At 61.1% G+C, this 22,434-nt stretch carries 14 protein-coding genes; 5 read left to right on the forward strand and 9 right to left on the reverse strand.

From position 1 onward, the window contains the following. Positions 1 to 24: 24 nt before the first annotated feature. The gene (locus ACEN84_RS08225) at positions 25 to 804 is read right to left on the reverse strand and encodes a DeoR/GlpR family DNA-binding transcription regulator (protein ID WP_413710533.1); all 780 of its coding nucleotides are present in this window, start codon (positions 802 to 804) and stop codon (positions 25 to 27) included. A 242-nt stretch (positions 805 to 1,046) separates the two neighbouring features. Between ACEN84_RS08225 and ACEN84_RS08230 the strand changes: the two genes are divergently transcribed. From ACEN84_RS08230 to ACEN84_RS08240, 3 genes are all read left to right on the forward strand, one after another. Then, on the forward strand, positions 1,047 to 1,817 hold the full coding sequence (locus ACEN84_RS08230; protein ID WP_112718217.1) for an amino acid ABC transporter substrate-binding protein: 771 nt from the start codon (positions 1,047 to 1,049) through the stop codon (positions 1,815 to 1,817). 210 nt (positions 1,818 to 2,027) lie between these two features. Continuing rightward, positions 2,028 to 2,708, forward strand: a complete 681-nt coding sequence (locus tag ACEN84_RS08235; protein ID WP_130283086.1) for an amino acid ABC transporter permease — start codon at positions 2,028 to 2,030, stop codon at positions 2,706 to 2,708. After that, on the forward strand, positions 2,705 to 3,466 hold the full coding sequence (locus tag ACEN84_RS08240; RefSeq protein ID WP_413710534.1) for an amino acid ABC transporter ATP-binding protein: 762 nt from the start codon (positions 2,705 to 2,707) through the stop codon (positions 3,464 to 3,466). The genes ACEN84_RS08235 and ACEN84_RS08240 overlap by 4 nt, the downstream gene beginning before the upstream one ends. A 54-nt stretch (positions 3,467 to 3,520) precedes the next feature. Here ACEN84_RS08240 and pyc read toward each other — a convergent pair whose 3' ends face one another. Beyond that, complete coding sequence (gene pyc / locus ACEN84_RS08245; RefSeq protein ID WP_413710535.1) at positions 3,521 to 6,985, reverse strand: pyruvate carboxylase; 3,465 nt, start codon at positions 6,983 to 6,985, stop codon at positions 3,521 to 3,523. Positions 6,986 to 7,102: 117 nt separating this feature from the next. After that, positions 7,103 to 7,843, reverse strand: coding sequence for a LuxR family transcriptional regulator (locus ACEN84_RS08250; protein ID WP_112718209.1), 741 nt, complete (start codon positions 7,841 to 7,843; stop codon positions 7,103 to 7,105). 315 nt (positions 7,844 to 8,158) lie between these two features. Here ACEN84_RS08250 and ACEN84_RS08255 point away from each other — a divergent pair, with 315 nt between their 5' ends. Then, a complete protein-coding gene (locus ACEN84_RS08255; RefSeq protein ID WP_130283081.1) occupies positions 8,159 to 9,922 on the forward strand; it encodes a glucan ABC transporter ATP-binding protein/ permease in 1,764 nt (587 codons plus the stop codon). A 300-nt stretch (positions 9,923 to 10,222) separates the two neighbouring features. Beyond that, positions 10,223 to 10,576 carry a VOC family protein gene (locus ACEN84_RS08260; protein ID WP_413710536.1) on the forward strand — a complete coding sequence of 118 codons (354 nt, stop codon included), beginning with the start codon at positions 10,223 to 10,225 and terminating at the stop codon, positions 10,574 to 10,576. Positions 10,577 to 10,626: 50 nt separating this feature from the next. Here the strand turns inward: ACEN84_RS08260 and ACEN84_RS08265 are convergent, their stop codons facing one another. The 6 genes from ACEN84_RS08265 to ACEN84_RS08290 all read right to left on the reverse strand — a co-directional run bounded on the left by ACEN84_RS08265 (position 10,627) and on the right by ACEN84_RS08290 (position 22,317). Then, complete coding sequence (locus tag ACEN84_RS08265) at positions 10,627 to 11,835, reverse strand: OpgC family protein (RefSeq protein ID WP_413710537.1); 1,209 nt, start codon at positions 11,833 to 11,835, stop codon at positions 10,627 to 10,629. 99 nt (positions 11,836 to 11,934) lie between these two features. Next, positions 11,935 to 20,457 carry a GH36-type glycosyl hydrolase domain-containing protein gene (locus ACEN84_RS08270; RefSeq protein ID WP_413710538.1) on the reverse strand — a complete coding sequence of 2,841 codons (8,523 nt, stop codon included), beginning with the start codon at positions 20,455 to 20,457 and terminating at the stop codon, positions 11,935 to 11,937. A gap of 331 nt (positions 20,458 to 20,788) precedes the next feature. Then, a complete protein-coding gene (locus ACEN84_RS08275; RefSeq protein WP_413710539.1) occupies positions 20,789 to 20,950 on the reverse strand; it encodes a DUF1328 domain-containing protein in 162 nt (53 codons plus the stop codon). 163 nt (positions 20,951 to 21,113) lie between these two features. After that, the gene (locus ACEN84_RS08280) at positions 21,114 to 21,623 is read right to left on the reverse strand and encodes a Dps family protein (protein WP_413710540.1); all 510 of its coding nucleotides are present in this window, start codon (positions 21,621 to 21,623) and stop codon (positions 21,114 to 21,116) included. 199 nt (positions 21,624 to 21,822) lie between these two features. Beyond that, a complete protein-coding gene (locus tag ACEN84_RS08285; protein ID WP_199627972.1) occupies positions 21,823 to 21,987 on the reverse strand; it encodes a hypothetical protein in 165 nt (54 codons plus the stop codon). A 138-nt stretch (positions 21,988 to 22,125) separates the two neighbouring features. After that, on the reverse strand, positions 22,126 to 22,317 hold the full coding sequence (locus tag ACEN84_RS08290) for a hypothetical protein (protein ID WP_413710541.1): 192 nt from the start codon (positions 22,315 to 22,317) through the stop codon (positions 22,126 to 22,128). Positions 22,318 to 22,434 lie beyond the last annotated feature (117 nt).

The raw sequence follows: 22,434 nt of genomic DNA on the forward strand, positions 1-22,434 counted from the left end.
GCATGCCAGCAGGCCGTTCCATATTCAGTTCGCCGCCGCCTGCACGGTCCGGCACCCTCGCTCGCGATAAGCGGCAAGCAGGGTCTCGTCGGCATCATGCTCGACGACAAGGCATTCGCAGTGGGCGACCGGCAGCACGCTGTGAGGCGCAGCGGTGCCGAATTTCTCCGATGTCGCGGCCACCAGCACCCGGCGGCTCTTCGAAGCGGCGAACCGCTTGAATTCGGCATCCTCGAACCCGAAGGTCGTGACACCCGCTTCCAGATCGACGCCACAGGCGCCGAGCACGCAGAGATCGGGCGATAGTTGCTCCATGTCGCGCAGCGCCTTGGCGCCCAGCGCCCCGCCGACCTGGCGGTCGATCTGGCCGCCGATCAGGATGACGTTGACACCGGCCTTGTCGAGCAGCGCCGCGGCAATCGCCGGGGCATTGGTCGCAGCCGTCAACGCCATGTCCTGCGAAAGCGCATTGGCGATCGCCAGGTTGGTGCTGCCGGCATCGAAGAACACGGTCGATCCCGCTTTGATCTGCGACACTGCGGCCTGCGCCAGCGATTGCTTGCGCTCGAAAGCGACGCTCATCCGCTGCTTGAGGCTGCCACCTGCGGGCGAAACCGGCAAAGCGCCGCCATAGACGCGCTCGCAGAGCCCGGCCGCGGCCATCTCGCGCAAATCCCGGCGGATCGTATCTTCGGAGACGCCGAATTCGCTCGCAAGTTCTGCCGCCAGCACGCGCCCATGCGTCTCCAGCTTGATGGAAATCAGTCCCTGCCGCTCGCGCAGCAACATTTCGTTCACGTTCATCCTTGCTCCAGACAATAATCGGCACAAACAGATAGAAACGTGCATAAACATATAATCACAGGCGTGCAATAGCCCGGCCGGCACACGTTTATTGACGCTCTGAAACAAGCCGCGCCAAAAACGCGGCAAATGAGAAAAATATTCGCAGTTGCCGATTTTCTTTGCAGTTTTCTACGCTTCGCCACGCCCTATTTTCTGCGATCTATGCAGCATTGAATTTCCTCCCTTTACGGAACAGAAAAATGAAAATCCTGAAGACCATTGCCGCCGCAGCCCTGATCTCCGCAGCCGCTTTCGCCGCTCACGCTGGCGAAAACCTCGCCGCCATCAAGTCGGCTGGCGTCCTGAAGATCGGCACGGAAGGCACCTACGCGCCCTTCACCTACCATGACGACAGCAACAAGCTCGTCGGCTTCGACGTCGAAATCGGCGAAGCCGTCGCCGCCAAGCTCGGCGTCAAGGCCGAGTTCGTCGAAGGCAAGTGGGACGGCCTGATCGCCGGTCTCGATGCCAACCGCTACGACACCGTCATCAATCAGGTCGGCATCACCGACGCCCGCAAGCAGAAGTACGACTTCTCCGAGCCCTACATCGCCTCCAAGGCCGTTCTGATCGCCCGTTCGGACGACGACAGCATCAAGTCCTTCGCCGACCTCAAAGGCAAGAAGTCCGCACAGTCGCTGACCAGCAACTTCGGCAAGCTCGCCGAACAGGCCGGCGCAGAACTCGTCGGCACCGACGGTTTCGACCAGTCGATCCAGCTCGTTCTGACCAAGCGCGCTGACGCGACCGTCAACGACAGCCTTTCTTTCCTCGACTTCAAGAAGCACAAGCCCGACGCTCCGGTGAAGATCGTAGCCCAGCAGGAAAATGCCGACTACTCCGGCATCATCATCCGCAAGGGCGAGCCGGAACTGCTCGAAGCGATCAACAAGGCCCTCGTCGACATCAAGGCCGACGGCACCTACAAGAAGATCGCCGACAAGTATTTCGGTCAGGACGTTTCCAAGTAAGTCTGGCTGTTAAAGCAGACCCTTCCCCAGCCCCTCCCCCACAAGCAGGAGGGGCTTTTTATTGGCCGTTTCACGAAATGAGCAGGAAGGCCAAGGCGGATAGGGTCGATTTATGCCGGAACGGCGCTTCCTCCGAGCTCCTCCCTCTTGTGGGGAGGGGTTGGGGAGGGGTATTCCACGTCAACGCATAATCCGTGAGAGGGAATACCCGTGCCGCACTGGCTCCAATTGATGGTGGAATCGCTGCCGACGCTCCTGTGGGGCGGCATCAAGTTCACCATTCCGCTGACGCTTCTTTCCTTTGTCTTCGGGCTTGCCCTCGGATTGCTGACCGCCGTTGCCCGGCTGTTCGGTCCGGCACCGTTTGCGGCGATCGCTCGCTTCTATGTCTGGATTATCAGAGGCACGCCGCTGCTCGTGCAGCTCTTCGTCATCTTCTACGGCCTTCCGAGCATCGGCATTCTGCTGGATGCCTTCCCGGCAGCGCTGATCGGCTTCACCCTGAATATCGGCGCCTACAGCTCCGAAATCATCCGTGCCGTCATCTCCTCGGTGCCGAAGGGCCAGTGGGAAGCCGCCTATTCGATCGGCATGAACTGGCGCCAGGCAATGACCCGCACCATCCTGCCGCAGGCCGCCCGCGTCGCCGTGCCGCCGCTGTCAAACACCTTCATCTCGCTGGTCAAGGACACCTCGCTCGCAGCGGCGATTACCGTGCCCGAGCTCTTCCAGGCCGCCCAGCGCATCGTCGCCACGACCTATGAACCGCTGATCCTGTATATCGAGGCGGCCCTCATCTATCTCGTCCTGAGCTCCGTGCTTTCGGCCCTGCAGGTCAGGCTTGAACGCCGCTTCGCCCGCTATGGCGGCACGCTGGAGGCAAATTCATGATCGAGCTTTCCAACATCGAAAAACGCTTCGGCGACGCCGTCATCCTCAAGGATATCAGCATCAGCATTCCCGAAGGCAGCGTCACCGCGCTCGTCGGCCCTTCCGGCGGCGGCAAGAGCACGCTGCTGCGCTGCATCAACCTGCTTGAGATCCCGACTGCGGGCGCAATCCGCATCGGCGATGAGCGCCTCGATTTCGCGCCCGGCAAGAAGACCGGCTGGCAATCGATCCAGAAGATCCGCCGCCAGACAGGCATGGTCTTCCAGAATTTCCAGCTCTTTCCGCACCAGACGGCAATCGAGAACGTCATGGAAAGCCTCGTCACCGTGCTGAAATGGCCAAAGGAGAAAGCCCGCGCGCGGGCACTGGAGCTGATGACGAAGGTCGGAATGGCGCACAAAACGGACGCTTGGCCCTCGACGCTATCGGGTGGACAGCAGCAGCGCGTGGCAATCGCCCGTGCCCTTGCGCCATCGCCGCGCGTCCTGCTCTGCGATGAGCCGACATCGGCGCTCGATCCGGAACTGTCTGCCGAAGTCGTCGACGTCCTCGGCAAGCTCGCCAGCGAAGGTACGACCATGGTGATGGCAACGCACGACCTGCGCCTTGCCTCGAAGATCGCCAACAACGTCGTTTTCCTGGAAGCCGGAAGCGTCGTCGAAACCGGCAGCGCCAAGGCGATCTTCACGGCGCCTGAGCGTGAGCGCACCAAGCGCTTCATCTCGACGATCAACGCCGCCCACACCTACGATATCTAGGCGGCCGCACTCTTCAAATGAAAAGGGCGGGCCTGAGGCCCGCCGCTCAAATCTTTAGCCCGCGTAAGTGACCAGCAGGTCCTTGGCGTCGATCTGATCGCCGGCCTTGACGAGAACTTCGGCGATCGTGCCGTCCTTCTCGGCGTGGATCGCCGTTTCCATCTTCATGGCCTCGATCGAGACAAGCACGTCGCCGGCATTGATCGCCTGGCCGGGCGAGACGAAGACGCGGGAGATGACACCCGGCATCGGCGCGCCGACATGGGCGGCATTACCGGGCTCCGCCTTGCGGCGGGCAGCGGCACCCGATGCGCCATGGGCACGATCCGGCACCTTGATGCGGCGTGGCTGGCCGTTGAGCTCGAAGAACACGGTGACCATGCCCTGGCTGTCGGTGCCGCTCATCGCCTGATTGACGATAACCAGCGTTTTGCCCTTCTCGATATCGGCAAACAGCTCCTCGCCATCGGCCAGACCGTAGAAATAGGCAGGCGTCGGCAGAACCGAGACCGGGCCGTAGGTATCCGATGCGAAGGCGAAGTCAGTGAAGACCTTCGGATACATCAGGTAGGACGCGAATTCGAAGTCGGTGACCTCGCGCTCGAGCTTGGTTTCGATCGCCTTGCGCTCGGCATCGAGATCGGCGTCTTCAAGCAGCGAGCCCGGACGCACCGTATAGGGTGCATCGCCCTTCAGCGCCTTCTTCTGCAGCGCTTCCGGCCAGCCGGACGGCGGCTGACCGAGGTCGCCCTTCAGCATCGAGACCACCGATTCCGGGAAGGAGACTTCCTTGTCCGGATTGATGACATCGGCGACCGTCAGGTCCTGGCTCACCATCATCAGCGCCATGTCGCCGACCACCTTGGAGGACGGCGTCACCTTGACGATATCGCCGAACATCTGGTTGGCGTCGGCATAGGCCTGCGCCACCTTGTGCCAGCGGGTCTCGAGACCGAGCGAGCGGGCCTGTTCCTTGAGGTTGGTGAACTGGCCGCCCGGCATTTCGTGCAGGTAGACTTCGGATGCCGGACCCTTGAGATCGCTCTCGAAGGCCGCGTACTGGTGGCGCACCGCTTCCCAATAGAAGGAGATGCGGCGGATCCATTCCGGATCGAGGCCCGGATCGCGCTCGGAGCCGCGCAGCGCTTCGACGATCGAGCCGAGGCAGGGCTGCGAGGTATTGCCCGACAGCGCGTCCATCGCCGCATCGACAGCATCGACACCGGCATCGACAGCCGCAAGAACGGTCGCGGCCGCGATACCCGACGTATCATGCGTGTGGAAGTGGATCGGCAGGCTGGTCGCCTCGCGCAGCGCTTTGAAGAGAACCTTGGCAGCGGCCGGCTTCAGGAGACCCGCCATGTCCTTCAGCGCGATGATATGCGCGCCGGCCTTTTCCAGCTGGACGGCGAGATCCGTGTAATACTTCAGATCGTATTTCGGGCGCGCCGAGTTCAGGATATCGCCGGTGTAGCAGATCGCCGCTTCGCAAAGCTTGTTCTCTTCGGCAACCGCATCCATCGAGACGCGCATGTTCTCGACCCAGTTCAGGCAGTCGAAAACGCGGAAGAGGTCAATGCCGCCGGCAGCCGCCTGACGGACGAAGTATTTGACGACATTGTCGGGGTAATTCTTGTAGCCGACGCCGTTGGCGCCGCGCAGCAGCATCTGCAGAAGCAGGTTCGGCGCGGCCTCGCGCACCTGCGACAGACGCTCCCACGGATCTTCCGTCAGGAAGCGCATGGAGACGTCGAAGGTCGCGCCACCCCAGCATTCCAGCGACAAGAGGTTCGGCAGCGCCTGGGCATAGGTGCTGGCGATCCGGGCAATGTCATAGGTGCGCATGCGCGTTGCCAGCAGCGACTGGTGGCCGTCACGCATCGTCGTGTCGGTCATCAGCACGCGCTTCTCGTTGCGCATCCATTCGCCGAACTTCTTCGGGCCCAGCTTGTCGAGCAGCTGCTTGGTGCCATCCGGCACCTTTCCGCCTTCGATATAGGGAACGACCGGCTCTGCGATATCGGCAGACGGCTTCGGCCGGTCCTTGGCTTCCGGATGACCGTTGACGGTGACATCGGCGAGATAGGTCAGGAGCTTGGTGGCGCGGTCCTGGCGCTTGACCTGCTGGAAGAGCTCCGGCGTCGAGTCGATAAAGCGCGTCGTGTAGCTGTTATCGCGGAACTTCGGATGCGTGATGATCGCTTCCAGAAAGGTCAGGTTGGTGGCGACGCCGCGGATACGGAATTCACGCAGCGCGCGGTCCATGCGCGAGATCGCTTCCGACGGGTTTGGCGCCCAGGCCGTTACCTTGACGAGCAGCGGATCGTAATAGCGGGTGATGATCGCGCCCGAATAGGACGTGCCGCCATCGAGGCGGATGCCGAAGCCCGATGCCGAGCGGTAGGCGGTGATACGTCCATAGTCCGGAATGAAGTTATGCTCCGGATCCTCGGTGGTGATGCGGCACTGCAGCGCATGACCGTTGAGGCGGATATCGGCCTGCTTGGGGACGCCGGACTCAGGCGTACCGATGGCAAAGCCGTCGAGAATATGGATCTGCGCCTTGACGATATCGATGCCGGTGACGACTTCGGTGACGGTGTGCTCGACCTGGATGCGCGGATTGACTTCGATGAAGTAGAATTTGCCGGTATCGGCATCCATCAGATATTCGACGGTGCCGGCGCCGACATAGTTGGTTGCCTCGGCGATCTTCAGCGAGTAGGCGGCGAGTTCCTGGCGCTGCGCTTCGCTGAGATAAGGTGCCGGCGCGCGCTCGACGACCTTCTGGTTACGGCGCTGGATGGAGCAATCGCGCTCGAAGAGATGCACGACATTGCCATGCGTATCGCCGAGGATCTGGCTTTCGACGTGGCGGGCGCGCTCGACGAGCTTTTCGAGATAGACTTCGTCCTTGCCGAAGGCGGCCATCGCTTCGCGCTTGGCTTCGGTCACTTCGCGGGCAAGATCCTTCGGATCGCGGATCGCGCGCATGCCGCGGCCACCACCGCCCCAGGATGCCTTCAGCATCACCGGATAGCCGATCTCTTCGGCCATGCGGGCAACTTCCTTCATGTCGTCAGGAAGCGGCTCGGTTGCCGGAACAACGGGAACGCCGACGGAGATCGCCAGATTGCGCGCTGCAACCTTGTTGCCGAGCTGGCGCATCGTATCGGCCCGCGGACCGATGAAGGTGATGCCGGCCTTGTTGCAGGCGTCGACGAATTCGGGGCTCTCGGACAGCAGACCGTAGCCCGGATGAATAGCATCGGCGCCGGAAAGCTTGGCAACACGGATCACTTCGTCGATCGACAGATAGCTTTCGATCGGACCGAGATCACGCTCAAGATGCGGCCCGCGTCCGACCTGATAGCTTTCGTCCGCTTTGAAGCGGTGCAATGCGAGCTTGTCTTCCTCCGCCCATATCGCGACCGTTTTTATCCCAAGCTCGTTGGCCGCGCGGAATACGCGGATGGCAATTTCGGAACGGTTGGCGACAAGAATCTTGGATATGGGCAATGCACTCTCCTCAAAGCACGGGACGCGGGCAATGCTGCACCCGCGAAGAGAATTCTTAACGTGCTGTTACAGAAAGTTCAATTTCCCTTGCCGCCACGAAATAGAATTTCTCCGCCATCAGGTAATTAAGCCGTATCTAAAGGCCAAAGCGACGGCCTGCTGGCGGTTTTTGGCCTTCAGTTTGTCCTGAATTCCGTTCATATACCAGTCGACAGTGTGGTTGGAGATGCTCAGCAACTTGCTGATCTCGATCGAGGTCATGCCATCGGCGAGATAATGCAGGATCTCCAGTTCGCGCCGTGTCAGCGGCGTTTCCATCAGCGTAGGGCTGTCCAAAGCCTCCGCCTCGCCCCGCAATTCCAATAGCCGCCAGAAGGCCTTGTGCGTCACGGTGCAAAACAGCGAAAGCTCCACCGGAGACAGATCGACGGGCACGCCGCCGATGCTGAGGCTGCCGAGCAGGCCGCTTCGACCATGGACCGGAAGCACATAACCATCGCTCAGTCCATGCTGGGCAGCATCGTTCATCATCTGCTCCATCCGGCGCTGATGCGGGTCTCGACGATAGGCGGCGAGCGCTTCCTGCCAGCGGAATGGGCGGCTCGTCTGTCCGAGATAGCGGACGGTCGGATCGATCAGGAAATATTTCTTGGTTGCATAAACCTGCGTCCATTTCTCCGGCCAGTCGCCGGCGAGCACGGCGCCCCAGGGATCGACGCTGCGCTTCGGGTGACGCAGAAGAACGAAATATTCGAAGCCATAGGAATGCAGAACATTCTCAAGCTCCTCGACCACACGTTCGATCTTCTTGCATTCTTCGATAACGACAAGCAATTGAATCAACGAATGAATATTCACAAATGCCCCCTGCCCGAAAAGGGCGTGCGGTTGAGGGCCGTCGACCGGCAAAAAACGCAGCCGGCATCTCAACGGTCTTCGGTTTAATCATTTTAACCCGTATGCTTTATGGTGTGACGTATGACCTTCCAAATGCAAGCGAAAATTGTCACGACTGTTGTCCATTGAACAGTTTTCAACCGATGTCATCTCGTCGCACCCTGCTGTCACAATGTCGAAAAAGCGGTGCGTGAACGCGGTGTTAATCGCCGGTTCAGGTAGATTTTAGTAGCGTCGCAGCATCCCGTTTTGCAGATGCACAAAAGAGGTACTGCTGTGTCGCTATTCAAGGTCTATGCAAGAGCTTTGCGCTACCTTGGCGCCTACAAGCTCCGCGTATCCCTGGTGGTCGTTGCCAACATTGTTCTGGCGGCCATTACCATCGCGGAACCGATCCTCTTCGGCCGCATTATCGATGCCATCTCCGGCAAGGGCGAAGTGAAGCCGATCCTGTTCATGTGGGCCGGTTTCGCCGTCTTCAACACCATCGCCTTCGTGCTTGTCGCCCGCGAGGCTGACAGGCTGGCGCATGGCCGGCGCGCCACGCTTCTGACTGAAGCCTTCGGCCGCATCATTTCCATGCCGCTCTCCTGGCATCATCAGCGTGGCACGTCCAACGCGCTGCATACGCTGCTGCGCGCCTGCGAGACGCTGTTCGGCCTCTGGCTCGAGTTCATGCGCAACCACCTTGCGACTGCTGTCGCTATCGGCCTGCTGATCCCGACCGCCATCTCGATGGACTATCGCCTGTCGATCGTGCTGCTGGTGCTCGGCGCAGCCTACTGGGCGATCGGCCGTGTGGTCATGAGCCGCACGAAGGATGGTCAGGCTTCGGTCGAAAACCACTACCACACTGTCTTTTCGCATGTCAGCGACTCGATCAGCAACGTTTCGGTGCTGCACAGCTACAACCGTATCGAAGCTGAAACCAAGGCTCTGAAGGGCTTTACTGATCGCCTTCTGCAGGCCCAGTATCCGGTTCTCGACTGGTGGGCTATTGCCGGCGCGCTGAACCGCATGGCTTCCACGATCGCCATGATGGTCATCCTCGTCATCGGCACGCTGCTGGTGCAGGCTGGCGAAATCAAGATCGGTGACGTCATTGCCTTCATCGGCTTTGCCAACCTGCTGATCTCGCGTCTCGACCAGATGCGCCAGTTCGCCACGCAGATCTTTGAAGCCCGCTCGAAGCTCGAGGACTTCTATGTCCTCGAAGACTCCGTTCGTGACCGTGAAGAGCCTGCCGGCAATGCCGACATCAAGGACGTCAAGGGCGAAGTCGAATTCCGCGACGTCTCCTTCGGCTTCGGCAACTCGTCGCAGGGTCTGCACAACGTCAACTTCAAGGCCAAGGCCGGCCAGACGATCGCGATCGTCGGCCCGACCGGCGCCGGCAAGACGACACTCGTCAACCTGCTGCAGCGCGTCTACGACCCCGACAGCGGCCAGATCTTGGTCGATGGCCATGACATCACCAAGGTGACCCGCAAGTCGCTGCGCCGCTTCATCGCAACCGTGTTCCAGGATGCCGGTCTGCTGAACCGTTCGATCAGCGACAACATCCGCCTCGGCCGCGAGGGCGCCAGCGAAGAAGAAATGCGCCAGGCAGCGGAAGCTGCTGCAGCTGCCGACTTCATCGAGACGCGCGAAGACCAGTACGACACGCATGTCGGCGAGCGCGGCAACCGTCTCTCCGGTGGTGAGCGTCAGCGTATCGCGATCGCCCGCGCCATCCTGAAAGACGCGCCGATCCTCGTGCTCGACGAGGCGACCAGCGCGCTCGACGTCGAAACCGAAAACCGCGTGAAGGCCGCCATCGACAACCTGCGCCAGAACCGCACCACCTTCATTATCGCCCACCGTCTCTCGACGGTCCGCGAGGCCGACAAGGTGCTGTTCCTCGACAATGGCCGGATCGTCGAGCAGGGTAGCTTCGACGAACTCAGCCAGAGCAACGGCCGCTTCGCCGCCCTGCTCCGCGCCAGCGGCATCCTGACGGACGACGAAGTCCGCAAGGCACACGCCACCGAAGCCGCATAAGGCGACAGCCGCAACGAAATGCCAAAGGCCGGAAGGATCACCTTCCGGCCTTTTTCTTTTGCGCTCTGGTTTGTGTGCTCCTTAGCCTAAGGCTCACTTCCGATACCGCTGCTTCGCGGTCGCCGGATTGATCGCGCGATCTAATGCTTTGCGACGTGCACAAGAGCGAGCTCGGTGCTTCACATGACCGGCCGGTGATCACAGGGATCACTCAAGCGATACCAAGCACTCCAATGCTTCAATCCAGTAGTGAAAGCCGCTAGCATCGGCTCCGCGCATTTGGCGCCGGAGGAAGCAGCTTTGGCCGTTCGCCGCATCATCACCAACATCGCCGCCGGCGACCTGTCGCTGGCGCAGCGTTTCTACGGCGACATCCTGGGGCTCGATCTGCTGATGGATCACGGCTGGATCGTAACCTATGGCAATGCCACTGCCATGCAGGTGCAAGTCAGCATCGCCAGCGAGGGCGGGTCCGGTACGGATGTGCCCGATCTCTCCATCGAGATGGATGATGTCGATGCCGTGCTTGAGGATATGCGGAAGGCAGACTTCGAGATCGTCTATGGCCCCGCCGACGAGCCGTGGGGAGTCCGCCGCTTTTATGTCCGCGATCCCTTTGGCCGCCTCATCAACATTCTCGCGCATAAAAAATAGCCGGTGGAGAGAACCCCACCGGCCATTGGCATCAAATCGATCCCTACAGCTTATTTCCGGCGGTCGCCGACCCGTATGGCGACCGGCACCGCGGTGCGCGCTATCACCGGCTTCACCTTCGCATCCAGGCGCTTGCGCTCCAGATGGTAGGCATAGGCAAACTGGGCCGAGAGACCGGCGATCACGAACATCGGGCCGATGAACTGGTCGCGATTGGTGACGTAGAGCAGAACCTGACCCGCCATGGCGAGAATCGTGCCAGCAACGAAGATGTTCAGCGAATGACGGCCAAGGATCGTTAGCGGATGATCAGCCGGACGGCGCAGGAGGCGCGACAGAGCCGGAATGTTGATGACCAGATAGGTCAGCGCCAGCACATGCAGCAGACGCGGCAGCGACAGGAAGGTCTTGTCGAAGCCGGTGATGACTGCAGGCAGACCAAGTGCCGCCAGCGCATTGCCGAGATCCCAGAGATGACCTACGACCCAGGCAAAGGATAGCGCTACATAGCCCGACGCCAGCATGAACAGGACGGGATGGCGCGGCAACCTGCCGCCACGCTTCACATGCATCATGCCGACGATGCCGATCGTGAAGATGAACTGCCACGACAGCGGGTTCAGGAACCAGTAGTCGGCAATGATCATGTTATGCGGCGCGATCTGGTAGATGCCCGAGACGAACCATACGGTGCCCGAGACAGTGAGCGCCAGCAGGGGGTGCCAGGAGTTCAACAGCAGGATGATCGGCACCATCAGCATCAGCGCGCCATACATCGGCAGGATGTTGTTGTAGCCGATCTGATGGCCGAGCAGCAGCAGCGCCGGAATACCTTCCTTGAGGTTGGTCAGCACCGCCAGGATATTGATCTCCACCAGCAGCCCCGGCCTATGGAACAGCCAGGCGCCGCAGATGAACAGCGCCAGCGTGATGAAGGTGGTGATCATATGGGCGAGATAGAGCGTAAAGGCACGCTTCACGGCCTTCTTCGCCATCTCCAGCCTGCGGCCGAACTTGAAGCCCGATCCATAGGCAAGGCCGACTGCAATACCCGAGATGAGCACGAAGGCTTCGGCAGCGTCGGAGAAGCCGAAATTCTTCGTCGTCACATATTCGAAAATCTGCCCGGGGACGTGATTGATGAAGATCGTGATCAGGGCCAGCCCGCGCAATACATCCAGTCTTGTATCGCGTTGCGGCCGGGCCGCGGACGGTGACACGCGCTCAGCGCCGATCGTCTTTTCCGGCGTAGTCGCCATGAATGTCTCTCCTGGTTCCGATTTGCAAACGCAGTTGCGGCCAAAAGGTTTCCCTTTTGGCCGCAACGAATCGCCGGAGTGTGAGCTCGAAGAATGCTGCTATCCGACCGGATATCCCTCAGAGGGATTGGCGATGTCGTTGCCGTTGATAGCCAGACTGTAGCCGCCGGGTTGGGACGATTTTGAGACCGAAATGCGGTATTTCACACCCGAATGTTCGACCTCTGCAGAGAAGCCATCCCAGCTGCTTGGAAACGCCGGACGAACGAACAGTCGCCCGTCCTTCAACCGGATTCCGAGGATGCCTTCGACGGCGGCGCGATAGAGCCAGCCGGCCGATCCCGTATACCAGGTCCAGCCGCCGCGTCCCTTGAGAGCGCCTTCGCCGTAGACGTCAGCCGCGATCGTGTAAGGCTCGACGCGATAGTGCTCGGCAGAACTCTTGTCGCGCGAATGCGTGATCGGGTTGAGCAGATCGAAGCAGGCCAGCGCATCGTCGCCGCGGTTCATCTCCGCCAGCGCCATGACCACCCAGGTCGCAGCATGCGTGTACTGGCCGCCGTTCTCGCGAACGCCCGGAGGATAGGCCTTGATATAGCCCGGATCCTTGGCCGAGGTCGCGAAAGGCGGAGTGAACAGCCGGATGATGCGCGTGTCGCGATCGACGAGACGGCTCAGAACCGCATCCATCGCCGTCTTGGCATGGTCAGGATTGCCTTCGCCCGAGAGCACGCTCCACGACTGCGCGATCGAATCGATCTGGCATTCCAGGCTTTCCTTCGAGCCCAGCAGGCTGCCGTCGTCGAACGTGCCCCGACGATAGTAGCCGCCATCCCAGCCAGCGCTTTCGAGAGCCGTCTTGAGTTCGCCGAGATGCTTGGTCCAGCGCTCAACGCGTGCCTTGTCGCCGCGTTCTTCGGCGTAAGGCGTGAAGGAGCGAAGCGCACCGGCGAGGAACCAGCCGAGCCAGACGCTCGTGCCCTGTCCATGGATGCCGACGCGGTTCATGCCGTCGTTCCAGTCGCCGCCGAGGATCAGCGGCATGCCGTTCGAGCCGGTCCGCTTGATCGCGAGATCGAGGGCGAGAGCGGCATGCTCGTAAATGCTAGCCTTGTCCTCGGAAATCTCGGGCTTGTAGAACGAGTCATGCTGTCCTTCGAGCAGCGCCGGACCCTCGAGGAATGGCAGTTGCTCGTCGAGCACGGTCTTGTCGCCCGTGACGCTGCAATAATGGTGGATACCGTAGGCAAGCCAGACGACGTCATCCGAGATCAGCGTGCGGACGCCCGCACCGGTTCCCGGCAGCCACCAATGCTGGACATCACCTTCACGGAACTGCCGCGAGGCGGCGTTGACGATCTGGTTACGGGCCAGCGAAGGCTCTTGCAGCACGAATGCCAGGGTATCCTGCAGCTGGTCGCGGAAGCCGAAGGCACCGCTTGCCTGATAGAAGGCCGAACGCGCCATGATACGGCAGCCGAGGCTCTGATAGGGCAGCCAGGCATTGATGAGATTGTTCATGCCCTGGTCGGGAGTCGTAATCTGCACCTTGCCGGTAAAGCCCTGCCAGAAGTCGCGGTTTGCCTGAACGGCATCCTCGATGCTGGCCGAACGGATCTCCTTGGCAAGCGCTGCCGCCTCATCCCTGGATGCAGTATCGCCCATGAAGAAGGTGACGTCGCGTGCTTCACCCGGTGCCAGCGTGATGTCGATTGCCAGCACAGCGGCCGGATCACCATCGAGCTCGGTCGAACCGGAGAGCGGCATGGAAGGCTTCAGCGCCTGCGGTGCCTGGATCGTACCGGCCTTGCCGATGAATTCACGGCGGCTGGTGCCGAAGCTCGACGGCTTCTCGCTGGCGGCGAAGAAGGCCACCCGGTTAGAGAAGTCGATGCTGTACTGGTTGCCGGCAAACAGCGTTCCGGTTTCCTCATCCGCCGAAGACAGGATGAAGGGAACGGTGCGTTGCGGATTGTTGCCGAGCACCCACTCGACATAGCCGTAGAGCCTGAGCTTGCGGGCGCCGGTGCCGTTATTGCGCAGGCGAACGCGCTGCATCTTGACCGGCTTTTCGCGATGGACGGTCTGGGTGACCTCCATGGCGATATCGTTCTGCTCGCTGGAGAAGACCGAATAGCCGAGACCGTGGCGGGTTTCGAAACGCGCATCGGCGCGCTGCGACAGGCCCGCATAGGGCGTCAGGATGTCATTGTTGTCGAGATCGGCGACATAGATCGCTTCGCCCGAGCGGTTGACGACGGCATCGTTCGACCAGCTGGTCAGCTGATAGTCGCGCGAGTTGACCGACCAGGTGAAGCCTGCGCCTTCGGCCGAAACGTGGAAGCCGAACTTGTCGTTCGAAATCACGTTGATCCACGGCTGCGGCGTTGCCGTGCCGCCGGCGAGGCGAACGACATATTCGCGGCCGTCGCGGGCAAAGCCGCCAAAGCCGTTCCAGAAGTCGAGGTCGCCCTGCTCTTCGATTTCAGCAGGCACGGGCCGCGGCTTGATGACCGGCGCGATACGCTTCGTTGCCGTCATTTTGCTGCGCTCGGCAGCCTTCTGCATCTCTTCCTGCTCTTCCTTGGAGGGCGAGCGGAGCGCGATGGCGCGGTTGATCTGGTCGAGCACCTTGCCGTTCTTCGCATGGAAGGTGACGCGGGCAGCGGCCATCAGCGCGTGATAGGTCGTTTCCTCCATCAGGTCCTTGCGCACGGCAAAGATATGCTGGCGCAGACCATCGGCCTGGCCCATGCGGCGGACGTTTTCACACATCTGGTCGACAGCGTGCTGCATGTCCTGAGCATAGGAGGAGGCGCGCTCGTTCATGATCACGAGATCGGCGGTGACGCCGCGCGAGCGCAGATATTCCTGCGCCAGCAGCGCTTCGCGAACGATATCGAGATCCATGTCGTCGTTGATGCGCAGCATGAAGATCGGGAAGTCGCCCGAAATCGCCAGCGGCCAGAGCGACGACTGCGAGGCCATGCCGGCCTGAACCGAGGCGTCGGAGCGCATATCCATATCCGGATAGACGAGATGACGGCCGAGATGCTGGAAGGCGGCAGCCTGCTGCGAGGTGACGCCGACATGGCGCATCTGTACCTGCGTGCGCGTCCATGCCTGAACCAGCTCGTGCTGGAAGGCATCGGCGTGACGGTAGCGCTCGACGGCCTTGTCCACTTCGTCGCGGCTCGGCGCGGCGATGGTCCAGAAGATCACGATGACCTTCTTGCCGGCCGGCACACGAACCGTACGGCGCAGCGACAGGATCGGATCGAGCGTGAAGCCTTCGCTGCCCGACAGCGTCGCACCCGGATCGAATGCAGCCGCATCGGCAAGGCTGCGGCCACGGCCGAGGAACTTGCGGCGATCGGTTTCGAACTCGGTCTGACGCTGTGGACCGGCGCTGTCGACGATCAGATGCGCGATGCTCATGTTCGCTTCGTTCGGATCGCGCTTGTTGCGCTCGGCGCGGATGACGTCGCCGCGCTTGCCGAAGTCGGTCTTGACGAACATGCGCGCAAAGGCCGGGTGAGCATTGTCCGTATCATCGGTGGTGATCACCGGCTCCATATAGGAGGTGACTTCGATGTACCGATCTTCCGTGCCCATGTTGAGCAGCGTCAGGCGGCGGCCTTCGGCATCGTGCTCAGTGGCGACGATGCATTCAACTTCGCTCGTCAGATCGCCGACGATCTTGGTGAACTCCGCCTTTTCATCGGCGAAGAGCACGTTGACCTTTTCGCCTTCGACGCTCTTCGGCTCCGCGGTCGCCGACCACCATTCGTTGGTGGCGGTGTCGCGCAGGAAGATGAAGCTGCCCCAGCGGTCTTCGGTCGGATCGGGCTTCCAGCGGGTCACGGACTGGCCGTTCCAGCGGGCATAGCCGGCGCCGGTCGCCGTCAGCATCATCGAATAGTGGCCGTTCGACAGGAACACGAGCTCGCGGTCACGCGACAGCGGATCGGCGATCTTGCGCAGTTCCGGACGCAGCAGGTCGTCCTGGATGCTGGCAGGCGTATCCGACTCGTGCTTGCCGCTCATCACCGGGATGTCGCGCGGCGCCTTTTCCTGCAGCAGCAGTTCGGCGGCTTCGATCACCGGATCCGAGTGGAAGAGCTCGCGCAGGTGGCCGTTGAAGGCGACGTTGGCGACAGCCGCAATCGACATGCCATGGTGGTGGGCATAGTAGTTATAGACCACCGCGCATTTCTTGCCTTCCGGAACGCGGGTCGGCGTGAAGTCGACAGCGTCATGGAAGCCGTACTTGCCGAGCGCGCCGAGACCGCGCAGGCGCTCGAGGTTTTCGAGGGCTGCCTTCGGATCGTACTGGCTGGCAAGGATCGATGCGTAGGGCGCGATGACGGCGTTGTGGCCGAGACCACGCTTCAGGCCGAGCGTCGGCACACCGAAGTTGGTGTACTGGTAGTTCATGTTATGGTCGCGGGCATTGAAGGCCGCTTCCGAAATACCCCACGGAACGCCCAGCTTGCGGCCGTAATTCATCTGCTCGACGATGACGAGATTGTTGGTCTGGTTGAGAATACCACCACCGCGCTCCTGCATGACGAGCGGCGGCATCAGATATTCGAACATCGAGCCGGACCAGGAGACCAGCGCGCCGCGCGAACCCACGGGAACGACCTGGCGTCCCAGGCGGTACCAGTGCTCCGTCGGCAGGTCGCCCTTGGCGATACCGAAGAGCGAAGTCAGGCGGCATTCCGACGCCAGAAGGTCGTAGCAGGCCTGGTCGAGCTCGCCGCTTTCGACGCGGTAGCCGATCGACAGAAGACGGCGCTCCGGACGGAACAGGAACGAGAAGTCCATAGAGAAGGCCAGGTCACGGGCCTTGTCGCGGAGAGCGATCAGGCGCGGACGCAGCGGATCGATATTCGACAGATCGTAGGTGCTGTCGGAAATATGCGCTTCGCAGACCTTCACCAGCTGCTCGGCCCAGCGGGTCAGCTCGCCGCTGAGCGACGACTTGACTTCGTGGTCGAGGTTGGCGGCGAGCTTCTGGATATCGCGCGCGAGAACCGCAAGGTTGATGACGCGGATCGAGGCGAACTCGTGCTCGCGCTTGACGGCAGCAAGGGCGTTCTGGAAGCCGATGATGCGCTCTTCCAGGCGGCGGCGCAGCGGGCGGACGGTCTTGCGGTCGTCAGGCAGGTCGGCCAGCACTTCGCCGAGGATGCCGGCAGTATCGCCGACGCCATCGAGATTGCCCTGCATATGTGCCGACGGTGCTTCCGCCCAGTTGCGGCAGGCGGACGAGACCGCAATCAGGTGACCGGCAAGGTTGCCGCTGTCGACGGCCGAGACGTAGCGCGGGCCAAGCGTCTGAAGTGTGTCGGTGTGGTACCAGTTGTAGAGATGACCGCGATACTTCTCCATCTTGTCGATGGTGGCGATCGTCTTCTCCAGCCGGTCGATCGTTTCCTCAAAGGAGAACCAGCCGAACTGGCGGCCTGAGACGACGGAGAGAAGATAGACGCCGATATTGGTCGGCGACGTACGGGTCGCAACGATCACATGCGGCGTTTCCTGCACGTTGTCGGGCGGCAGGTGGTTCTGCTCGGCCGTCGTGAACGTGTCGAAATAGCGCCAGGTGCGGCGTGCGATCTTACGGAGCTCGATCGAGTCCTTCTCGGCCACTTCGAGCCGGTCTTCGGTCTCGGCCGACTGGCTCACATAATAGGCAACGAGCGGCGAGAGGATCCAGAGAGCAGCAAAGGGAATGCCGACGAGGAAAGCCTTGTCGCCAGACAGCGCGGCGAAGGCGAGGGCGAGCACGGCCAGAACCGGAGCATGCCACATCGCCTTGTAATAGGAGCTGATCGTGCCCTGCTTGCCGGCCTGAACGCTGGCGGCGGTGCGCCACTGCAGCATCAACTTGTGGCTGAAGAACAGACGGTAAAGCGAACGGCCGATCGCATCGGCCATCATGCAGGCGGTATCGGCGATGAAGACGATGCGCAGCGCCACTTGCGCGTTGGCAGCACGGATATCCGACCAGACCGTATAGAGATGAGCGCGCGCGACGATATCGCTGGTGCGCGGAATGATGCCGTTGATGAGCGACAGGGTCGGCGCAACGAACAGGCAGAAGATCAGCAGGATCTGCCAGACGAGCGCGCCGAGCGGGCCCATGAAATACCAGCCGAGAACCGACGCAAAGAACCAGGCAATCGGCGTCAGCGAACGGCGCAGGTTGTCGAACATCTTCCAGCGGCCGAGCGCGGTGACGCCGTATTTCGGATTGAACATGTAAGGCAGCAGCTGCCAGTCGCCACGCGCCCAGCGATGCTGGCGCGAGGTTTCGACTTCGTAGCGGATCGGGAAGTCTTCGACGAGTTCCAGATCGGTGACGAGCGCACAGCGCGCCATGGAACCTTCGAGAAGGTCGTGGCTGAGAACCGAGTTCTCGTCGATACGGCCCTTCAGCGACGCCTCGAAGGCATCGACGTGATAGAGGCCCTTACCCGTAAACGTGCCTTCGCCGGCGAGGTCCTGATAGACGTCGGAAACCGTGAACACATAGGGGTCGAGACCGCGGTTGATCGAGAAGACGCGCTGGAAGACCGAGGCATCCTTGCCCGTCGTCAGCGACGGCGTGACGCGCGGCTGCAGAACGCCGTAACCGCTTTCGACGCGGCCGGTCTTCGGGTTGAGAACTGGACGGTTGATCGGATGGTAGAGCTTGCCGACGAGCTTGGTGACCGCATCGCGCATCAGGCGCGTGTCGGCATCGAGCGTCATGACATACTGGACGTTTTCAGGAACGATGTTGGCGCCCGGCAGATAGGTCGTATCGCTGTCGCCGCGCAGCAGCATGTTCAGCTCATGCAGCTTGCCGCGCTTGCGCTCCCAGCCCATCCATGCGCCTTCGGCCGGATTGTAGAGTCGGCGGCGGTGCAGCAGGTAGAAGCGTGTCTTGCCATCGAAGGCGTAGCGGGCCGAGAGATTCGCAATCTCGCGGCGGGCATAATCCAGCACTTCGAGATCGTTGGCTGTTTCCTCGACCTGGCTGTCCGGCCAGTCGCTGAGCAGCGAATAATAGATCTCACCGCGCGGGTTCGCGAGATAGTGGACCTCGAGGTTGCGGACGAGCTCATCGACGCTGTCGCGGTTGGAAATCAGGCAGGGAACGACGACGAGCGTGCGCGCGTCTTCCGGGATGCCTTCCTTGAACTCGTAGCCGACGAGACGCGACGGCGTCACGAAGAAGGATAGCACGGTATTGAAAAGACCGGTCGCGCCTTCCGAAGCCGGCAGCGAGAACATGATCAGGAGAACGATGATCTCCGCCGGGCTCATGCCGGCATTGGCCATGAACTTGCCGACGATGACCATCGCCAGGATCGTCAGCAGCGCCACGGGCACGGCGATCGACAGCCAGTTGAACTTGCGGACCGTGCGGACGAAATGCTGGACGAGCGTCGGGCGGTAATTGGCCCGCGCCTCGAACTTCGGCCGGTGCATGCCGGCCAGGAACCCGCCGACATTCGGCTCATGCGGCTGCGGCTCGTCGGAAGCCTTGGCCTCCTCCGTCATGTCGAGAGCCAGCTGCGCCACTTCCATTTCGGTCAGCGGCGAGCGCTTGGCGAGCTTTTCGATCTGCTTGCGATACTTGTTGCGCGAGCCGGAATCGAGAATGCCGTAATCCGACTTGTCCCAGAGCAGCTTGTCGACATGGCTGACCTGCTCGACCCAGACGGACCATTCGGTATCGTCGATCTCGCGCAGGCTGCGGATGATGTTGCCCATCGTCACGTTGCCGGAGGACAGGCGGCTGTGCTCCGCCATCGTCGCTTCTTCGGTATCGCGGCCGAGCGAGGCAAGGCGGTCGTCCAGCCAGGCGATCGCCAGGCTTGAGGATTGCGAGCCATCGCGCATGCGGTAGAGGAACTGCGTCGAGAACGTATTGTCCTCGGCGAGCGTCTCCAGCGACTTCAGATATTCGGCAGCCTTGGCCGGATCGGCGAGACGCACGAGCTCGTCGGCAGCCTCGTTGGCGCGGCGGCGCATGCGCCGGCTGCGCTCGACGCGGCTCGAGATGCGGCGGAGGTTTTCGACCAGCACGTAGCGCACCAGCGACGGCACGGCCCAGAGCTCGCCGATCTTCAGCGTCTCGACCTGCTGGAACCCATCGACCAGCGCCGTCAGGCTTTCCTGCGAGACCGTGCTGTGGGTGTGAGCGACGTAGAGCCAGGCGAGCACGAGCGTGCGCGGCACCTGCGTGCCGCCGACATTGACGGTCGGCAGTTCGCGGTAGAAACGGCGCGGAAAGTCGCGGCGGACTTCCTGGATCGCCTCTTCGACGATGTAGTGGTTATCAAGCAGCCATTCGGCGGCGGGCGTGATGGTCTCGCCCGATTCCACATCCGCGGCCGTCGTCCGGTAGACCCGCAGGATCTCCTTCTCGTTTTCCTTATGCCGCGCGAAGAAGTCGAAAGGCGCGAAGGCAGGAAGCGAATCCGCCCCGCTGCGGGCGACTGCTTCGCCCATCGCCTTGATGTCTTCGATGGAGAGGTAGGTCGAACGGATCGAGTCGTTATGATCGATCTGCTTCACTTCGGAATCGCGCGACGGGCTCGGAGACGGATTGGAAATTGACATGGGTTCGGTTCTGGATCCAAACGAAGTTATGGTAATTTTGGCTAGCCTTTTGCACCGGCAAATATGACTGCCGCATGAACGGCAATGCAGTGTTGTCGAAAGAAGTTATTGCGGCCGATTTTTCGATGCGAAACGGTTTAAGCCCTATCTCAAGGCATGGCTTCGCACGATCTGGCCGTCCTTCTCTGCCCCTCCCGCAAAGCCATCTCGGGAAAGTTGGACACCAACCCGATAATTCAAGTCAAGAGCTAAGAAATGGCACGTATCGCATGAAAAATCCGGCGCCGCGAAGGCACCGGATTTTCACGATCGGGAGGGGAGATCCCGGCCGTCAGCGCCTGACCAGACGCATGACCAGCGAGACGACGAAAAGCACCAGGAACAGGAAGAACAAGACCTGCGCAAAGGAGGCCGAAGCGCCTGCAATACCGCCGAAACCAAGCAGGCCGGCGATCAGGGCGACGACGAGAAATACGAGAGCGTAATAAAGCATGCCCATCTCCTTTGGTTTGCTTGCAAATGAAACGGCCAGTAAGCACCAAGGTTCCCTGCCGCTGTCGAAAATCTTTTGGGATCAATGCGTTGCAAAAGAAAAGGCGCATGGTTTTCATCCATGCGCCCTTGCAGCGGCGGTAAGGCGCAACCCGCGCCCGCGCCTACTTTGCGATGATCGCCTTGAGCATCCAGAGAGCTTTCTCATGGAAGGTCAGGCGATCGGTCAGCATATCCGTCGTCACCAGGTCGCCATTCTCGTCGGCAGAGGTGCCTGCTTCGCGCATGGCGCGGCAGGCCGCTTCGTGATCGGCAATCAGATCGAGCACCATGTCTTCGGCCGTCAGCTGGCTGAAATCGCGGTTCGACGGAGCAAACTTGGCGGCATCGCCGATATGGGCGGGCGCCAGATGACCGAGCGCGCGAATGCGTTCCGCCACGATATCAGTCGCCTCGAAGAGCGTGCTGTAGTGCTCCTCGGTCAACTCGTGCAGCGGCTTGAACAGCGGGCCGACGACATTCCAGTGATAGATGTGGCTCTTGATGACCAGATGATAGGTGCTGGCCAGGATCGCCGACAGGCTCTTGGCCATGTCAGCGCAATATTTGTCGGACAGTCCGGTCTTGACCGAGACGTCGCGTGATTTCGGCTTTAGTACGGATGTATTTGCCATCGTCCTCTACTCCTGACTGGGAACGCTAGACCGCGTGGCACAGGTAGAGAAGGATGATGACTGGGATCGGAATTGCCGATGAGCCAGAGCAACACGCCCTTCACGCCCAGTCTCCTTGCGCTGAATGCGTTACTGGAGAATGCCGCGAATGGCACATTGTTCCGAAGGAAAAGGCACCGGCCAGCGCCGGTGCGCCAGATCAGCCGATCAGGCCGAATACGAGTGCAGCAACGAATGCGAAAGCTGCCGTCAGCAATGCCGCGTTGATGCCCAGCTGCAGTTTGCCGCGCATGGAGAGCGGCTTCTTTGCCGGCACGGAACCATAATGGTTCGCGTGAGTATGCGATATACCCAGGTCTGCCATGTGTTGCCTCCGTCTGTTCTCTTTGATGCAGGCGTCATGCCTCGCATCTTTATTCTTATATTCTCTATCAGGTAGGTAGAGATAAAATTCCTTCCAGAGGCAGCCGGGTAGAAAATCTCACCGGTGCCGGAAGAAAGCTCAGCAGAGAGTGCGCCAGGCCCAGATCAACGACCGTTCGATCGCGTTTTCCTCGCGCTGTGCAGCAGCGGAGATATCGATGAGGCGGCGGTTCTTTTCGGCGGGAATGCTAACGACTGGTGGTTCGGCGCGCTCGGCTTTTGCGGCCGGCGGCTCGAGATATCCCATGGTCATGCCACCGAGAAAGAACATCCCTTACCTCCATGATCACGAAAACTAACAATCGTTAACGGGATCATGACAGATGGGACGGGCCTGTCAATAGTCTAGTCGAGTGGTCGTCTTTTAACGCTACGTTAACCTTAATAG

The sequence above is a fragment of the Rhizobium sp. Rhizsp82 genome, assembly GCF_047325115.1.
Lineage (GTDB): Bacteria > Pseudomonadota > Alphaproteobacteria > Rhizobiales > Rhizobiaceae > Rhizobium.

What these genes read in the sequence shown, in the direction of transcription:
- ACEN84_RS08285 (WP_199627972.1), bottom strand. Translation starts at nt 21,987, where the DNA reads ATGGCAGACCTGGGTATATCGCATACTCACGCGAACCATTATGGTTCC.
- ACEN84_RS08240 (WP_413710534.1), top strand. Translation starts at nt 2,705, where the DNA reads ATGATCGAGCTTTCCAACATCGAAAAACGCTTCGGCGACGCCGTCATC.
- ACEN84_RS08280 (WP_413710540.1), bottom strand. Translation starts at nt 21,623, where the DNA reads ATGGCAAATACATCCGTACTAAAGCCGAAATCACGCGACGTCTCGGTC.
- ACEN84_RS08230 (WP_112718217.1), top strand. Translation starts at nt 1,047, where the DNA reads ATGAAAATCCTGAAGACCATTGCCGCCGCAGCCCTGATCTCCGCAGCC.
- ACEN84_RS08290 (WP_413710541.1), bottom strand. Translation starts at nt 22,317, where the DNA reads ATGTTCTTTCTCGGTGGCATGACCATGGGATATCTCGAGCCGCCGGCC.
- ACEN84_RS08275 (WP_413710539.1), bottom strand. Translation starts at nt 20,950, where the DNA reads ATGCTTTATTACGCTCTCGTATTTCTCGTCGTCGCCCTGATCGCCGGC.
- ACEN84_RS08270 (WP_413710538.1), bottom strand. Translation starts at nt 20,457, where the DNA reads ATGTCAATTTCCAATCCGTCTCCGAGCCCGTCGCGCGATTCCGAAGTG.
- ACEN84_RS08265 (WP_413710537.1), bottom strand. Translation starts at nt 11,835, where the DNA reads ATGGCGACTACGCCGGAAAAGACGATCGGCGCTGAGCGCGTGTCACCG.
- ACEN84_RS08225 (WP_413710533.1), bottom strand. Translation starts at nt 804, where the DNA reads ATGAACGTGAACGAAATGTTGCTGCGCGAGCGGCAGGGACTGATTTCC.